Below are 15,214 nucleotides of genomic sequence, written 5' to 3'. Positions count from 1 at the left end.
TGTCGAACCCCGGTCGGGGGTTCTCATCCCCCCACAGGCGAGCAACATGCGAAAAAAAAGCCCGCATTTGCATGCGAGCTCTTCTTTAAATATGGCGGTGAGGGGGGGATTGACTCGCTGCGCTCGCCCTACGGGCAGCCCACTCACTGCGTTCGCGGTCTGTCCAACTGGCTGCGCCAGTTGTCGAACCCCGGTCGGGGGTTCTCATCCCCCCCAGCGGAGAATATAAAAGAAAAAAGCCCGTACTTTCGTACGAGCTCTTATCTCGAATATGGCGGTGAGGGGGGGATTCGAACCCCCGATACGTTGCCGTATACACACTTTCCAGGCGTGCTCCTTCAGCCACTCGGACACCTCACCATATTGTTTTGCTGCCTTTCCTCTCGGGGGCAACGGGGCGCTACTATAGGGAGTCAGGCTAAAACGGTCAAGCAGATTTTCTGCTTTACTGCGCGTTCGGTTAAGCAATAAGCAGCTCCACGGTTTTCAGGCCGTGGAGCGGGCGATTAACGTTGTGAATCGAGCGCTTCCCCGTTCTTCACGACCTCTTGCGCTTTACCGTAGCTTTCAATCAGCAGCTGATAAGCCGGGAAGATATGGGTATAGACTTCTGCCCACTGCGATGCATCTTCACGATTCCAGGTGCGCTGGATCTCCGAGGCGACGGCGGCGGTATCCATCGGTACGACGCCAGCCTGGACGATACGCGCCAGGGTAATCTCCTGCGCCATTTTGCTGTAAGTGCCTGACGCATCGATCACCGCAAACACCTTATAGCCGTCGGCCACCGCGCTGATCGTCGGGAAGGCCATGCAGACGCTGGTAATGGTACCGGCGATAATCAGCGTCTTGCGCCCGGTCGCCTTCACAGCAGCGACGAAGTCCGGATTATCCCAGGCGTTAATCTCACCCTTACGCGCCACGTACTGCGCATGGGGTGCATTGGCGTGGATCTCCGGGATCAGCGGCCCGTTTGGCCCTTGCGGTACGGAGGCAGTGGTGATCACCGGGATATTCGCAAGAGTAGCGATTTTTGCCAGCGCCGCGGCGCGGGCACGCAGTTCCGGCATCGGCATATCACCCACGGTCTGGAACAGGCCGCTCTGGTGATCGATAAGCAACATCACCGCATCATCGACATCAATGGCCGGACGGGCGCCGTTAAAGTTAGCAGGGGTAGACATGATTCTCTCCTTTATTACCTTCAGATCTGGCCGAAGCGGCCGGAATTGAAATCGCGAACGGCTTCGGCGATTTCGCTTTTACTGTTCATCACAAACGGGCCGTAGCCGACGATCGGTTCATTCAGCGGCTCCCCGGCCATCAGCAGCACTTTGGCATCGCTGCTGGCTTCCAGATGCAGCTTCTCCCCTTGCTGGCTCAGCACCACCAGTTGGGCTTCACCTGCCTGTGCAGCGCCGTTCACCGTCACGCTGCCCTCCAGCACCACCAGCGCGGTGCTCCAGCCCTCAGGTTGGCTGAGCGTAAGATGGCTACCCTGATGCAGGGCGATGTCCCAGACGTTCAGCGGGGAGTAACTGTGCGCCGGACCGGTGGTCTCCTCGTAGCGTCCGGCGATCACCCGTAGCGATCCGCCGTCGTCAGGTAGCGTCACCACCGGGATCTGACGTTTTGTGATGCTCTGATAGCCCGGCGCCGTCATCTTGTCCTTCGCGGGCAGGTTGACCCACAGCTGCAACATTTTTAGTTCTCCTCCGTTTTGCGCAAAGGCCCTGGAGTGGAACTCCTCATGCAAAATGCCGGAGCCTGCGGTCATCCACTGCACGTCACCCGGGCCAATCACGCCGCCTTTACCGGTGGAATCGCGGTGTTCAACTTCGCCGGAATAGACGATGGTCACCGTTTCAAAACCGCGGTGGGGATGCTGGCCCACGCCGCGTTTCGCCCCATCCGCCGGGAAGGAGTAAGGCCCGGCGTAATCCAGCAGTAAAAATGGGCTCAGTGGCTCACCATGGGTCTGGTATGAAAACATCGAACGCACCGGGAAACCGTCGCCAACCCAGTGCGGCCGTGGTGCGGTATAAATGCCTGTTACGTTTTTCATCGTTTTCTCCTGATGTTCTGTTGATGTAATTAGCTTATATTCAGGGTTAATATCCCGGTAGATAGTGAAAATGACATGGACTGTTCCATTTATGGAACGATGAGGACGTTATGCAGGATCTCAATGATTTCGCGTGGTTTGTCAAAGTGGTCGAGTACGGCGGTTTCGCGGCAGCCGGGCGGGCGCTCGATCTGCCAAAATCCCGGCTCAGCCGACGGATTGCCCAACTGGAGGCACGGCTTGGGGTACGTCTGATCCAGCGGACAACGCGGCAGTTTACGGTTACTGAAGTGGGGCAGACCTTCTATCAACACTGCAAGGCGATGCTGATAGAAGCCGAGGCAGCGGAGGAGGCGGTCGCGGCCTTGCAGGCGGAACCGCGTGGCCTGGTGCGGATCACCTGTCCGGTCACGCTGCTGCACGTCCACGTCGGGCCGATGCTGGCTAAGTTTATGGCGCATTACCCCGGTATTAATCTGCAGCTTGAGGCGACCAACCGGCGGGTGGATCTGGTGGCGGAGGGTGTTGATATCGCCATCCGTGTGCGTCCTCGCCCATTTGATGACAGCGATCTGGTGTTGCGGGTGCTTGCCGACAGAGGGCACTGCCTGGTGGCGAGTCCGCAGTTGATCCAGCGTCTGGGTGTGCCGGCCACGCCATCGGAGCTCAGCGCCTGGCCGGGCCTGAGTCTGGGGGAGGGGAGACAGGTTCATAAGTGGGCGCTAAGCGGGCCGGAGGGGGCAAAAGCGGAGATCCATTTTCAGCCGCGCCTGATGACCACCGATATGCTGGCGCTGCGGGAGGCGGCGATAGCGGGCGTGGGGCTGGTGCAGTTACCTATTTTGATGGTCAAAGAGCAACTGGCGTCCGGGGCATTAATAAAAGTGCTGGAAGAGTGGGAGCCACGCCGGGAAGTGATCCATGCGGTCTATCCCTCCCGGCGCGGGCTGTTGCCGTCAGTCAGGACGCTGGTGGATTTTTTGACCGAGGAGTATGCGCGGATGGTGGAGGAGTGAGGCCGGGTTTGGGTTTCGTAGGTCGGGTAAGCCTGGTGCCACCCGACGCTTCCAGAACGCGCGGTATTGCATTAAGGCAAAATGCCTGATGGCGCTGCGCTTATCAGGCCTACGGAATCGAGGCTGGATTTGGGTTTCGTAGGTCGGGTAAGCGTAGCGCCACCCGACATGTACTGGCTGCGCCAGTTGTCGAACCCCGGTCGGGGGTTCTCATCCCCCCAGCGGAGAATCTAAAAGAAAAAAGCCCGTACTTGCGTACGAGCTCTTATCTCGAATATGGCGGTGAGGGGGGGATAGACTCGCTGCGCTCGCCGTTACTCGGCCCATCCATGGGCCTCGCCCCTTCGGGGCCAACGCAAGCGTTGTTCAAAAACGCTCCCGGCGTTTTTGTGCGGGCAGCCTGTTCGCTGCGCTCTCAGTCTGTCCAACTGGCTGCGCCAGTTGTCGAACCCCGGTCGGGGGTTCTCATCCCCCCACAGGCGAGCAACATGCGAAAAAAAAGCCCGCATTTGCATGCGAGCTCTTCTTTAAATATGGCGGTGAGGGGGGGATTCGAACCCCCGATACGTTGCCGTATACACACTTTCCAGGCGTGCTCCTTCAGCCACTCGGACACCTCACCATATTGTCATCCCGTTGTTGCTGGGACGGGCGCTAATGTAAGGAAAAGCCTGACTTACGTCAATCAACTTTTTCAGTAAATTAGCGCGTTCAGACAAACTTCAGCCAACATGATTTTTAATTGCGCTGAAAGTGCCTTTTTTATCAGCAACGACCGCACTCGCAAAATTTGTTATGCTGCAATCCAGTTGATAATGAACATAAAACAGCGCAACAGAAGGCAATCGCAATGGATATTATTTTTTATCACCCAACATTTGATAACGCTTACTGGATAAAAACACTTTCGGCGGCGCTGCCAGGCGCCCGGGTTCGGGAGTGGAAGCGCGGCGATAACGAACCCGCAGATTATGCGCTGGTGTGGCACCCTCCGGTTGAGATGCTGCAGGGGCGAAACCTGAAAGCGGTGTTTGCCCTTGGGGCAGGGGTGGACTCGATCCTCAGCAAGCTCAAGGCGCACCCGGAAATGCTGGCGGAGTCGATCCCCCTGTTTCGCCTGGAAGATACCGGCATGGGCCAGCAGATGCAGGAGTATGCGGTCAGCCAGGTGCTGCACTGGTTCCGCCGCTTTGACGATTATCAGGCGCTGAAACAGCAGGCCCGCTGGGAGCCGCTGGCCGACTATCAGCGCGAAGATTTTACTATCGGGATCCTCGGGGCCGGGGTGTTGGGATCGAAAGTGGCCGAAGCGCTGGCACCGTGGGGCTTCCCGCTGCGCTGCTGGAGCCGCACCCGCAAGCACTACCCTGGCGTCACCAGCTTTGCCGGGAAGGAAGAGTTACCGCAGTTTTTAGACGGCACGCGAGTGCTGATTAACCTGCTGCCGAATACGGCTGAGACGGTTGGGATCATTAATAAGGCGCTCATCAACCAGCTGGCGGACAACAGCTACCTGATGAACCTGGCGCGTGGCGTACACGTGGTGGAAGCCGATCTGCTGGCGGCGCTGGAGAGCGGCAAGCTGAAAGGCGCGATGCTGGATGTCTACAGCAAAGAACCGTTACCGGCGGACAATCCCCTGTGGGCGCACCCGCGCGTGGCCATGACGCCGCACATTGCGGCGGTGACGCTTCCGACAGAAGCCATCGACTATATCGCCCGCACCATCTCGCAGCTGGAGAAGGGCGAACAGGTTACCGGGCAGGTCGACAGACAGCGCGGTTACTGAGTTATACCCGGCGATTGCCGGGTTTTTGCTGATAAACGCCCGTGATAACTGCTATCCTTTGGGAAACACGAGAGGAGAGAACGATGTACCCCGTTGACCTGCATATGCACACCGTCGCCAGTACCCACGCCTACAGCAACCTTCATGACTACATCGCCCAGGCAAAACAAAAAAACATTAAGCTCTTTGCGATCACCGATCATGGTCCGGATATGGCGGATGCGCCGCACTACTGGCACTTTGTGAACATGCGCATCTGGCCGCGGGTGGTGGATGGCGTCGGGATCCTGCGCGGCATTGAGGCCAACATCAAAAATACCCAGGGCGACATTGACTGTACCGGCCCGATGCTCACCTCTCTGGATCTGATCCTCGCCGGTTTCCATGAGCCGGTTTTCGCACCTCAGGATCAAGCCACCCATACCGAGGCGATGATCGCCACTATCGCCAGCGGTAACGTACATATCATCAGCCATCCGGGGAACCCGAAATACCCGATTGATATCCAGGCGGTCGCGCAGGCGGCGGCGGAGCATCGCGTGGCGCTGGAGATCAACAACTCCTCCTTTATTCACTCCCGTAAAGGGAGTGAAGCAAACTGCCGGGCAGTGGCGGCTGCGGTGAAGGAGGCGGGTGGCTATGTGGCGCTGGGCTCCGATTCCCATACCGCCTTCACGCTGGGCGATTTTAGCGAATGCCGCAAAATCCTCGACGCGGTGGACTTCCCGGAAGATCGCATCCTGAACGTCTCCCCGCGCCGGCTACTCGATTTCCTGGAGTCGCGTGGCATGGCGCCAATCAATGAATTTGCTGATTTTTAACTGTGTAATGGACTAAATAAATGAATGAGTTTTCCATCCTCTGTCGCGTACTGGGTTCTCTCTATTATCGCCAGCCGCAGGATCCGCTGCTGGTGCCGCTGTTTACCTTGATCCGCGAAGGCAAGCTGGCCCAGAATTGGCCGCTTGAGCAGGATGAATTGTTGCTGCGTCTGCAAAACAGCTGCGACATGCAGCAGGTCGCCGCCGACTACAATGCGCTGTTTGTTGGCGAGGAGTGCCGCGTGTCGCCGTATCGCTCTGCCTGGGAAGAGGGCGCTACCGAAGCCGAAGTACGCGCATTTCTCACTGAACGCGGGATGCCGTTGACCGATACCCCAGCCGACCATCTCGGCACGCTGCTGCTGGCGGCGTCGTGGATTGAAGATCATGCGGCGGAAGATGAAAACGAGGCGCTGGAAACCCTCTTCGGGGAGTATATCCTGCCCTGGTGCGGGACGTTCCTCGGGAAGGTTGAAGCGCACGCCACCTCGTCCTTCTGGCGTACCATGGCCCCACTGACTCGCGATGCCATTGCCGCGATGTGGGATGAGCTACAGGAAGAGAATGAAGAGTGATTTAGATCACTATCTGTATGTAACAGCAAATCTCAATTTGCATATTATGTGTTCCTGATCTCATTTCATGGCCGCGTATCTGTTAAGATGCGCGCCATGAACATTCTACTTTCTATCGCAATCACGACAGGCATCCTCTCCGGTTTATGGGGCTGGGTTGCCGTCTCTCTCGGACTCCTCAGTTGGGCGGGCTTCCTTGGCTGCACGGCCTATTTCGCCTGCCCGCAGGGGGGCGTGAAGGGGCTGTTTATCTCGGCCTGTACGCTGATGAGCGGCGTGGCGTGGGCGATGATTATCATCCACGGCAGCGCGCTGGCACCCCATCTGGAAATCGTTGGCTACGTTATGACCGGCGTGGTGGCGTTTTTGATGTGTATCCAGGCGAAACATCTGCTGCTCTCGTTTGTGCCCGGCACCTTTATGGGCGCCTGCGCCACTTTTGCAGGGCAGGGGGAGTGGCGGCTGGTGGTGCCTTCGCTGGCGCTGGGACTGGTGTTTGGCTACGCCATGAAAAACAGCGGCCTTTGGCTGGCGGCGCGCAGGGAGAAAACGCGAAACGTCACGGCGTTGAGCGAATAAAAAAGGCGAGACCAGGGTCTCGCCTTTTTAATGCGCTTTCTGTCAGGATTCTGGCGGCGTCGACATCTCGCGGTATTTCACCAGAATATCGTTTTTCACTTCATTTTTGTTTTGCAGGTCCCACAATCCGCGATCGATACCGTCGTTAATCAGGAAGATCACCCCGGTTTCGATAGCAGACATCAGGCAGAGCATGACCGGCTCGTTAGAGGTATAACCGATTTCTCCCTCCAGCAGACGCTGGTAGTCGATGAAACGGAACACCCCGGCCTGCACTTCATACGAGAGAATGGTTTTGCTGGTGGTCACGGACGACAAAATTTCGCCGGTACTGACGTTGACCACACGCAGGTTCACCGCAATCTGGTCAAGCTGGTACTGCGTATCGCCGCCAATACCGAAATACCGGGCCCCCACACCGCCCGATTTCACGTTACTTTCGTAGCCGATAATCGAACCTTCAACCATCACGTTCGCCGCCGTGAGCGAATGCAACGGAATACGGTTGTTCATTGCCACGGTACCGTTATCCTGCGCAGCACGAATGATCTTACGTTCGTTGAGCAGGTTTTGCAGCCCCTGACGTTCCAGAGGAATAAACCAGCGAGAATCTTTTAACGCAGTGACCAGCATGGCGGTGGCGCTTTGCGGTACAGCCGTTGAGAAGTTACTTGCCGGATACGGTTTAAACTGCCCGGTTTCATCCTGAATATTATAAACCGACACGTAGATCTTACCCGTTGGCAATGGCAATTTGGTTAAATCACGATAGCTCTGGGCGCGAGGCATTAATGTCGGTTTCGCTGCTTCTTTCGGAGGAGCAGTTAAACAGCCGCTCAATAAGCACACTGCAACAAGGAGGAGAAAGCGCTGCATGATTATTATCCTTATCTCGACATTATTTAAAAGTCGGTAGAACCGCTTTGCAAGCCAGCAACCTGAATGGTGGACGTTTTCCCCGTTTTGCGGTCTGTCACGTTCAGCTGCATTTGTCCGTCCGCATTAGCGATGTCGACTATAAAGTCGCTGGTCACCATACGGCCGGGTTTGCCGGTGTTAATATTGGTCAGCAGCCCGCCCAGAACCTGGGCCTGGATTGCCTGGGTAAAGTTATCCAGCGCGCTCGGGGTTTCAAACCCGAAGTCGTCAGAATTTGGATCCGTATAAGAGTTTTGTGCCTGGGCCGAGTTTAAAAGAAAAGAACCGTTATTAGGGTTTCCACCAAAGTTCGGGTTGCGGAACTGGAAGGTCATATTTCCGGCCCAACTCAGAGATGGAATAAGCATTAAAGCTACAACTGCATGGACAACACGCATGGATGCCTCCGAATTAAAATTCGTCTGGTGCTAAATCGCCCGTACCCAGCAGAGCTTTATCGATCTGCAGGCGATTTAATGCCTCTTCGGTTTGAGCCAGAGCAAAGACCACATTTTTATCCAGGTCAGTTTTCGTGGGGTATAAAAAGGTCTGGAAAATAACGTCCTGATTAACCGTTATGGTGATCCAGCTTCCCCAACGTGCGCTGGGCCGTTCACTGATAGTTAAGTTACCGGGATAATCACTTTCCCATTTGTCGCTGAAGCCGCGATAAAAAGCATGGCCGACTGCGGAGACGGTGTGGTCAGTTAACAATCCCGGGATCTCTACTTCAACCGCATGAAGATTCCCGGCAGCAAGCCATAAGCCTGCTGCGGCAATCCAACTCACTGTGCGTTTCATAGGGTTAACGCCTGAGGTTATCATTTGCCCATGAAACCGCCTGAGTCCGGTTTTTGACAGCTATCTTCTTGAAAAGATTGTAAAGATGAGTCTTAACCGTATTTTCGCTGATAAATAACGAACGGGCGATTTCATTATTTGAAGCACCGATACGTAATTTATTCAGAATCTCTTTTTCGCGGTGGGTCAGCAAAGCGGACTCTGAACTGTTATAGCGATAATTTCCGGAGTGCGTTATGAGGTAGCTGGCAAGTTTCTGTGAAAAGTAACATTCACCACGCAGAACCCCCTGCAAGCCTTCAACCACGCGGGTTTCATCCTCATTGACGTGAAAGACGCCATTGATATGTGGCCAACTTTCAATATCCCTGAAGGGGTATTCTTCGGGCGTATTTAACAACTACACACGGATATTGTTGTTTTTCCTGCTTAAAATATCTTGCCAGTATTGGATAAGTTTTTTATCCGCTTCCATCATATCGAAAAGAATAATGCTGCCAGGCGCAATGTCATCGAAAGAGCGTTGAATGCTATGCAATTTTCCGCTCAACGTTAAACTATGCTTTAAATGCTGTAGTAAAGCTGTCGCTTGTAAAGAAGGTTTGGTCACTAACAATAAACTCTGACCATGCAAGCTATGGACTTCATTAAACATGATGAAACCCCTTTTTATGAAACACCTGGCAGTTGCCCCCAATATATTATTGGGGGCACCAGAAGTACTGACAGATGTTGCACTGCTGTGTGTAGAAGAAAGACCATATCCCTTAGAGAGAAGGGAAAATTAATTCGCAATGCCGAACTTCTGTTTTCAATCTAGCTTTAACGTTTTTTAAAGCAAGTGTTAAACGTGTAACAGGATGTAAAAATCAATATTACTTTGTAAAAAATGAGTTCATGAATTGATTAGAAATCATCAAAAAGTTGTACATTAAGATATTGGTGCACACATTTTAAAAGTCATACAAATTGGATTAAGTTATTGATTTTTATAGGTCATATAAATTTTTGGCTATTAGCGATAAGGTATGAGCCAGGGCAAAACGCTAAGCCTATTTTTACAATGTGTAAACGCCTTAAGAAATCACGGACTTTGTCACGCAATCATGGATATATTCCGTTTTCTCTCTTCTGGACCAGCGAAACGGCAAATCCACGCATTTGCGGTTTTCCATTTCTGCAAAGTGAAAATGGTCCTTGCTGACCCTCTGTAAAATCGTTGTATCGCCACGGTATTTAATTTTAATTAATACTTTGGGGTGAACGAAAGAATAAAAATACAACTGGCGGGTGAGATATTAAAATTGTTTCGGCAGACATACTCTTCATCGTAACGCCGGGTTAACAAAATATTTGCTCTTGTTAACGCAGTTATTATACCACCAGGTCCAGGGTGATAACATGAAGAACAAGTTGTTATTGATGTTGACATTACTGGGTGCACCTGGATTTGTTTTCGCAGCGACTGATTTAGCTTCGGCAGAATACAATTTCGCGGTTAATGAGCTGAGTAAATCCTCATATAACCAGGCTGCAATCATTGGACAAGCTGGCGTAAATAATAACGCTAACGTTCAACAACACGGCCAGAAATTGTTGTCTGTCGTTTCTCAGGAGGGCGGAAATAATCGGGCGAACATTGATCAATCAGGGAGTTATAACCTTGCCTATATTGATCAAAAAGGGAACTCGAACAATGCGAGTATTAATCAAGGTGCATATGGTAATACCGCAGTGATTATTCAGAAAGGTTCTGGTAATAAAGCGAATATTACGCAGTACGGTACGCAAAAAACGGCAGTTGTAGTACAGAGACAGTCGCAAATGGCAATTCGCGTAATCCAACGCTAGCTATTGAGCGATAATTAATCAATCCGATGGGGGCTTTACAATGAAACTTTTAAAAGTGGCAGTAATTGCAGCAATCGTGGTTTCTGGCAGTGCTATGGCTGGTTCTGTTCCACAGTGGGGTAATAACCATGGTGGTAATGGAAATAACAACGTCAGCCCAGAATCGCTGACCGTTTATCAATATGGTGGCCGTAACAATGTGGACGCTTTGCAAAGCGATGCCCGTGGCTCTGAAATCACCGTTCGTCAGAATGGCTTCGGTAACGATGCCGATCTGTCTCAGGGTGCTGACAGCAGCGAAATCAGCCTGACCCAGCGTGGCCAGGGTAACGACGCAACCATCAGCCAGTGGAGTGGCCGTAACCTCTCTGCAACTGTAAGCCAGTCTGGTGGTCGTAACGAAGTCGATCTTCGTCAAACTATGAACGGCGCGTCTGCTAACATCACTCAGGTTGGCTTCGGCAACACCGTGACTGCTGGTCAGCACTAATACTGCCGCTGTACGTCGAAAAAACAGGGCTGAGGCCCTGTTTTTTTTTGGGGAGAAGATGATGAATACACTTTTATTACTTGCCGCGCTGACCAGTCAGATTACCTTTCAGACCACCACCGAAGGTGAGAACGTGACCATTATTCCTCAGGTGACCGTCACAGAACCGTGTTTATGCCAGGTGCAAATCCTCACCTCGCGCAGTGGCCCAGGCGGTCAGAGCACCTCGCGTCAACAAAACACCGTCTCATTACCGGCAAATAAAACGGTCAACCTTTCCCGTATGACCCTGAACTCCGGACCCAATGACAAGATAAACGTCATTGTGACGGTCTCGGATGGTAAGTCGTTGCATCTGTCGCAACAATGGCCTCCGTCGAAAGCCTGATGTTCAAAACATTCATGAAATCAATACATTGATTAAAGTAGCGCGGATGTTATTCCATTGTTATTCTCATGTTGCTGGTGTCGCCGATGCCAGTCGACAGCCCTCCATGAGGGGCGTTGTTTAAGCGTCAGGGACGATATCAATGAGGATTACAATGATGGTTTCGTCCCATATCACCCTGGCCGCAGCCTTTGTTGCTGCGGTTACGCTTACGCCAGTCTGCACGGCCAATGTTATCCATTTTATCGGCCGGATTGTCGAAGATCCTTGTAACATCACGCCTGATGCGCGCGCCTTAACCGTCTCCTGTCCGCAAAATAATAGAATGTCTGTTCAACAGGTCAGTTATAAAGAGGCGCTCGACGGCAGGGTGAATGCCGCAGATCTCGCCACTGTCAGCATGAAGTACATCAACCCGGAAAAATCGCTCGCCATCGTGCAGGTTGATTACCGCTGAGGCAGGGCCGTTTTCTGTCAACCGGACTTCCACAACCCAACCTCTGCGATACACTTAAGAAAAACGGTATGCAGAGGTTGATTATGTACTCCCGAATTGAAGTCTTTCATGGTGATATCACCACGCTGCATGTGGATGTGGTCGTTAACGCAGCCAATCCTTCATTAATGGGCGGTGGTGGCGTGGACGGGGCTATTCATCGGGCGGCAGGACCCGCCCTGCTGGAGGCGTGTAAGCTGGTTCGCCAGCAGCAGGGCGAGTGCGCCCCGGGGCAGGCGGTGATTACGCTTGCCGGAAACCTGCCCGCCAAAGCGGTGATCCACACCGTTGGCCCCGTCTGGCATGGGGGCGAGCATCATGAAGCGCGGATCCTGGAAGAGGCCTACCGCAACAGCCTGAACCTGGCGGCGGCCAACGGTTATCAGACTCTCGCCTTCCCGGCAATCAGTACTGGCGTTTATGGCTATCCCCGCGCGGCGGCGGCTGAAATCGCCGTTAACACGGTTTCGGATTATCTCACCCTCAAGCCTCTGCCGGAGCGGGTATACTTTGTCTGCTATGATGAAGAAAATGCCCGACTATACAAGCGACTGCTTACCCAACGAGGACAGGAAACCGACGCATAACACGCGACTGGGACGCGCGATTGCACCGGTCAGCTCTTCACATCCTGGCCTTTGTGGGCTTCTCCCTCTTGATAACAGTCTTGACGCCTTCGCCTGCCGCTACCGGCTGGCGGAGATGGCGGAAAAGACGCTGGATGTGCAGTACTACATCTGGGAAGACGACATGTCTGGACGCCTATTGTTTTCCGTCTTATTGTCCGCCGCCATGCGCGGCGTCCGCGTGCGCCTGTTGCTCGACGACAACAATACCCAGGGGCTGGACAGCATCCTGCGCCTGCTGGACGCGCATCCCAACTTTGATGTCCGGCTGTTCAATCCCTTTTCGTTCCGCTCCCTGCGCGCGCTGGGCTATCTCACCGATTTCGCCCGTCTCAATCGCCGGATGCACAACAAGAGTTTCACCGTGGACGGCGAGGTCACCATTATCGGTGGGCGAAACGTCGGTGATGCCTATTTTGGCGCAGGTGAAGAGCCGCTCTTTTCCGATCTGGACGTGATGGCGACTGGCCCGGTGGTGCAGGATGTGGCCAACGATTTTGAGCGCTACTGGAACTGCGCCTCGGTCTCCACGCTCCAGCAGGTGCTGGAGCTTTCCGAGGCGGAAATTGAAGATAAAATTCATCCCCCCGAAGAGTGGTATCGCGACGACATTACCCGCCGATATCTGGATAAATTACAGTCCAGCGACTTTATTACCAATCTGGAAGCGGGCAGTCTGCCGCTGATTTGGGCCAAAACCCGGCTACTCAGTGACGATCCGCGTAAAGGGCAGGGGCGGGCAAAACGGCACTCGCTGCTGCCGCAGCGCCTGATGGGGGTGATGGGCTCACCAGTGCAGCAAATCGATATCATCTCCGCTTATTTTGTTCCGACCCGTGCGGGGGTGGCGCTACTGCTACAGATGGTGCGCAAAGGGGTGAAAGTCGCCATCCTCACCAATTCGCTGGCAGCAAACGACGTCTCCGTTGTGCATGCCGGTTATGCCCGCTGGCGAAAAAAGCTGTTGCGCCACGGCATCGAGCTTTATGAACTAAAGCCCATTCAGGATGGCGTACCGCCGGCGCACGATCGCGGGATCACCGGGAACTCCGGCTCCAGCCTGCATGCCAAGACGTTCAGCGTCGACGGCGAGAAAGTGTTTATCGGTTCACTTAATTTTGATCCCCGTTCAACCATGCTCAATACCGAGATGGGCTTTGTCATTGAAAGCGAGAAGCTGGCAAGGATGATCCATACCCGGTTCGTGCGCAGCCAGCGCCATGAAGCCTGGCAACTCCGGCTGGATAAAATGGGCCGTCTGAACTGGATTGAGCGTAAGGACGGGCAGGAGATCGTGCATAAAAAGGAGCCCAAAACCCGCTTCTGGCAGCGGATGCTGGTGCGTCTGGCCTACTGGCTGCCGGTAGAGTGGCTGCTGTAATGACGCGCCGGTTCAGCGACCGGCGCGCAACGGCTTAGCTGGTAACCTGCGGTGCTTTTTCCGCCTTGGCGGCCGGTTTGCCGGAAAAGAGAAAGCGCAGCAGCGGAATACGCAGATGAATTTCGTATAGCGCAATGGCAATGCCTACCACAAACACCAGCCCACAGATAAAGCCAAGCAGATTTGAGCTGATATGCGGCGTAATGTAGGCGCCAAAGAAGAGCGTTAACGGATGGTGCACCAGATAAATGAACAGCGAGGCGTTGACGAAATAGGTGACGCGCGCCGATTTAAAGTTCAGCAGGCGGTGTCCCAGCGCAAAGACCACATTCACCATCCACAGCCCCAGCAGCATGGTGATCACGCTTTCGGTTTCATACATCCAGGCATCGCCGCTGCCATAACGCTGGTTGAGCAGATACGCGATAAATGCCAACAACGCCCCGAGGGCGCAGCCGCGTGACGGCGTGGTAAACAGCGCTTTCAGCTTCGGATGCACAAACGCCAGGGCGCCAATCAGGAAGAAGGGCAGGTAGAAGAGCGTCTGCATTACCACAAAATTAAACAGGCCGTCGCTGAGGATCGGTGACCAGACGAGTAAAAGCGTGCGGCGCAGCGCGGCATAGACGATACCCAGGATAAAAAACAGCACCGACAGCTTGCCCCAGGTGATATCGCCAAAAAAGGCGTCCGACCGGGCGCTGAGATGCTGGCGCATGCGGCTGAAGAGCCACAGGCTGACCGTGGTCATCACCACCAGCACCAGCAGGAACCACAGATGAGAGACCAGTTCCCAGGCGAGGGTGTTGTATTTATCGTACAGCGACAGGGTGTGCCAGCTCTCCGCTTTGCCTTTGACATGTTGCAGCATGATGAATTGCGGCAGCGTCAGCAGGGGGATGGCGGTAAGCATCGGAATACCGACGCGCTCCACGCGCACTTTCCACCAGCGTTTAAGCGGGTAGCGCAAAAAAAGCATGTAAGAGAAGTAGCCCGAAATAACGAAAAAGACCTGCATCCGGAAGGAGTGGATAAAATCGTTAAACAGCGTCAGCCACCACGACGACTCCGCACTATTGACGTGCCAGACGTGGCTCGAATAAATCAAGGAAATGTGAAAAGGGATCCCCAGCAGCATGAGCCATGCCCGGATGGAATCAAGGAAATATTCGCGTTGTGCGGGTACGGTACTCATATAACGTTGCGCATTCTCAGACTTTTCGTCTTATCCCTAAGACCAATAGTGTTTACATTCGGTGCCAACCCTACACGAAGTCTGACACACTGTCTCCAGGATAAGCACGCAAAGTGAAAACGGGTTACTTTCACTTGCTTAAACCATGAGCCAGCGCGCTGAACAAAGCGGTGATTATGTTGTCGGAATGCCTGATTTTCCATTAAAATGGATCGGATCGATA

General features: G+C 53.8%; 17 protein-coding genes, 2 tRNA genes, 1 other RNA gene and 1 pseudogene. 11 read left to right on the top strand and 10 right to left on the bottom strand.

Translation table 11 applies throughout. The annotated features are described in order from the left end of the window. Positions 1–92: 92 nt before the first annotated feature. From WFM46_RS11040 to WFM46_RS11025, 4 genes are all read right to left on the bottom strand, one after another. Positions 93–229, bottom strand: a non-coding RNA gene (locus tag WFM46_RS11040) — RtT sRNA. Between the two features lie 43 nt (positions 230–272). After that, a tRNA-Ser gene (locus WFM46_RS11035) sits at positions 273–360 on the bottom strand. Positions 361–506: 146 nt separating this feature from the next. Then, positions 507–1,184 carry an isochorismatase family protein gene (locus WFM46_RS11030; RefSeq protein WP_336997625.1) on the bottom strand — a complete coding sequence of 226 codons (678 nt, stop codon included), beginning with the start codon at positions 1,182–1,184 and terminating at the stop codon, positions 507–509. Between the two features lie 20 nt (positions 1,185–1,204). Then, positions 1,205–2,065: a pirin family protein gene (locus WFM46_RS11025; RefSeq protein WP_336997624.1), complete on the bottom strand. Its 861-nt coding sequence runs from the start codon at positions 2,063–2,065 to the stop codon at positions 1,205–1,207. Positions 2,066–2,175: 110 nt separating this feature from the next. Between WFM46_RS11025 and WFM46_RS11020 the strand changes: the two genes are divergently transcribed. Next, a complete protein-coding gene (locus WFM46_RS11020) occupies positions 2,176–3,081 on the top strand; it encodes a LysR family transcriptional regulator (RefSeq protein WP_336997623.1) in 906 nt (301 codons plus the stop codon). Positions 3,082–3,615: 534 nt separating this feature from the next. Here the strand turns inward: WFM46_RS11020 and WFM46_RS11015 are convergent. Further along, positions 3,616–3,703: transfer RNA gene (locus tag WFM46_RS11015), tRNA-Ser, on the bottom strand. A gap of 228 nt (positions 3,704–3,931) precedes the next feature. Here WFM46_RS11015 and ghrA point away from each other — a divergent pair. From ghrA to WFM46_RS10995, 4 genes are all read left to right on the top strand, one after another. After that, positions 3,932–4,870, top strand: a complete 939-nt coding sequence (ghrA, locus tag WFM46_RS11010) for a glyoxylate/hydroxypyruvate reductase GhrA (protein ID WP_336997622.1) — start codon at positions 3,932–3,934, stop codon at positions 4,868–4,870. Between the two features lie 83 nt (positions 4,871–4,953). Then, positions 4,954–5,691, top strand: coding sequence for a phosphatase (locus tag WFM46_RS11005; RefSeq protein ID WP_103823676.1), 738 nt, complete (start codon positions 4,954–4,956; stop codon positions 5,689–5,691). A gap of 20 nt (positions 5,692–5,711) precedes the next feature. Continuing rightward, on the top strand, positions 5,712–6,266 hold the full coding sequence (locus WFM46_RS11000; protein ID WP_336997621.1) for a TorD/DmsD family molecular chaperone: 555 nt from the start codon (positions 5,712–5,714) through the stop codon (positions 6,264–6,266). A 96-nt stretch (positions 6,267–6,362) separates the two neighbouring features. Then, a complete protein-coding gene (locus WFM46_RS10995) occupies positions 6,363–6,845 on the top strand; it encodes a DUF1097 domain-containing protein (RefSeq protein WP_201304715.1) in 483 nt (160 codons plus the stop codon). 42 nt (positions 6,846–6,887) lie between these two features. Here the strand turns inward: WFM46_RS10995 and csgG are convergent, their stop codons facing one another. From csgG to csgD, 4 genes and pseudogenes are all read right to left on the bottom strand, one after another. Further along, entirely contained in the window at positions 6,888–7,721 is an 834-nt protein-coding gene (csgG, locus tag WFM46_RS10990) for a curli production assembly/transport protein CsgG (protein WP_039032323.1), read from the bottom strand. Positions 7,722–7,747: 26 nt separating this feature from the next. Then, positions 7,748–8,161 (bottom strand): curli production assembly/transport protein CsgF, encoded by a 414-nt coding sequence (gene csgF / locus WFM46_RS10985; protein ID WP_103179044.1) that lies wholly within the window; start codon positions 8,159–8,161, stop codon positions 7,748–7,750. Between the two features lie 13 nt (positions 8,162–8,174). Further along, the gene (gene csgE / locus WFM46_RS10980; protein WP_103179045.1) at positions 8,175–8,564 is read right to left on the bottom strand and encodes a curli production assembly/transport protein CsgE; all 390 of its coding nucleotides are present in this window, start codon (positions 8,562–8,564) and stop codon (positions 8,175–8,177) included. A gap of 4 nt (positions 8,565–8,568) precedes the next feature. Then, positions 8,569–9,219: pseudogene (gene csgD, locus WFM46_RS10975) on the bottom strand (biofilm master transcriptional regulator CsgD). A 746-nt stretch (positions 9,220–9,965) separates the two neighbouring features. Between csgD and csgB the strand changes: the two are divergent. The 6 genes from csgB to WFM46_RS10945 all read left to right on the top strand — a co-directional run bounded on the left by csgB (position 9,966) and on the right by WFM46_RS10945 (position 13,796). Further along, positions 9,966–10,415 (top strand): curli minor subunit CsgB, encoded by a 450-nt coding sequence (csgB, locus tag WFM46_RS10970; protein ID WP_103179047.1) that lies wholly within the window; start codon positions 9,966–9,968, stop codon positions 10,413–10,415. 40 nt (positions 10,416–10,455) lie between these two features. Continuing rightward, positions 10,456–10,905 (top strand): curli major subunit CsgA, encoded by a 450-nt coding sequence (csgA, locus tag WFM46_RS10965; protein ID WP_103179048.1) that lies wholly within the window; start codon positions 10,456–10,458, stop codon positions 10,903–10,905. A 61-nt stretch (positions 10,906–10,966) separates the two neighbouring features. Beyond that, the gene (gene csgC / locus WFM46_RS10960; protein WP_103179049.1) at positions 10,967–11,293 is read left to right on the top strand and encodes a curli assembly chaperone CsgC; all 327 of its coding nucleotides are present in this window, start codon (positions 10,967–10,969) and stop codon (positions 11,291–11,293) included. Between the two features lie 154 nt (positions 11,294–11,447). Then, positions 11,448–11,750 (top strand): type 1 fimbrial protein, encoded by a 303-nt coding sequence (locus WFM46_RS10955; protein WP_336997620.1) that lies wholly within the window; start codon positions 11,448–11,450, stop codon positions 11,748–11,750. Positions 11,751–11,833: 83 nt separating this feature from the next. After that, positions 11,834–12,376 (top strand): O-acetyl-ADP-ribose deacetylase, encoded by a 543-nt coding sequence (gene ymdB, locus WFM46_RS10950; protein ID WP_103823683.1) that lies wholly within the window; start codon positions 11,834–11,836, stop codon positions 12,374–12,376. After that, positions 12,312–13,796, top strand: a complete 1,485-nt coding sequence (locus WFM46_RS10945; protein ID WP_336997626.1) for a phospholipase D family protein — start codon at positions 12,312–12,314, stop codon at positions 13,794–13,796. Before ymdB ends, WFM46_RS10945 begins: the two co-directional genes overlap by 65 nt. 34 nt (positions 13,797–13,830) lie before the next feature. Here WFM46_RS10945 and mdoC read toward each other — a convergent pair whose 3' ends face one another. Further along, positions 13,831–14,991, bottom strand: coding sequence for a glucans biosynthesis protein MdoC (gene mdoC, locus WFM46_RS10940; protein WP_336997619.1), 1,161 nt, complete (start codon positions 14,989–14,991; stop codon positions 13,831–13,833). Positions 14,992–15,214: the final 223 nt, after the last annotated feature.

The organism is Leclercia sp. M50 (genome assembly GCF_037150775.1).
In the GTDB taxonomy this organism is placed as follows: Bacteria; Pseudomonadota; Gammaproteobacteria; order Enterobacterales; family Enterobacteriaceae; genus Enterobacter.
Note: the sequence above shows the minus strand (reverse complement) of the source record. Positions and strands in the feature narration are given on the sequence as shown.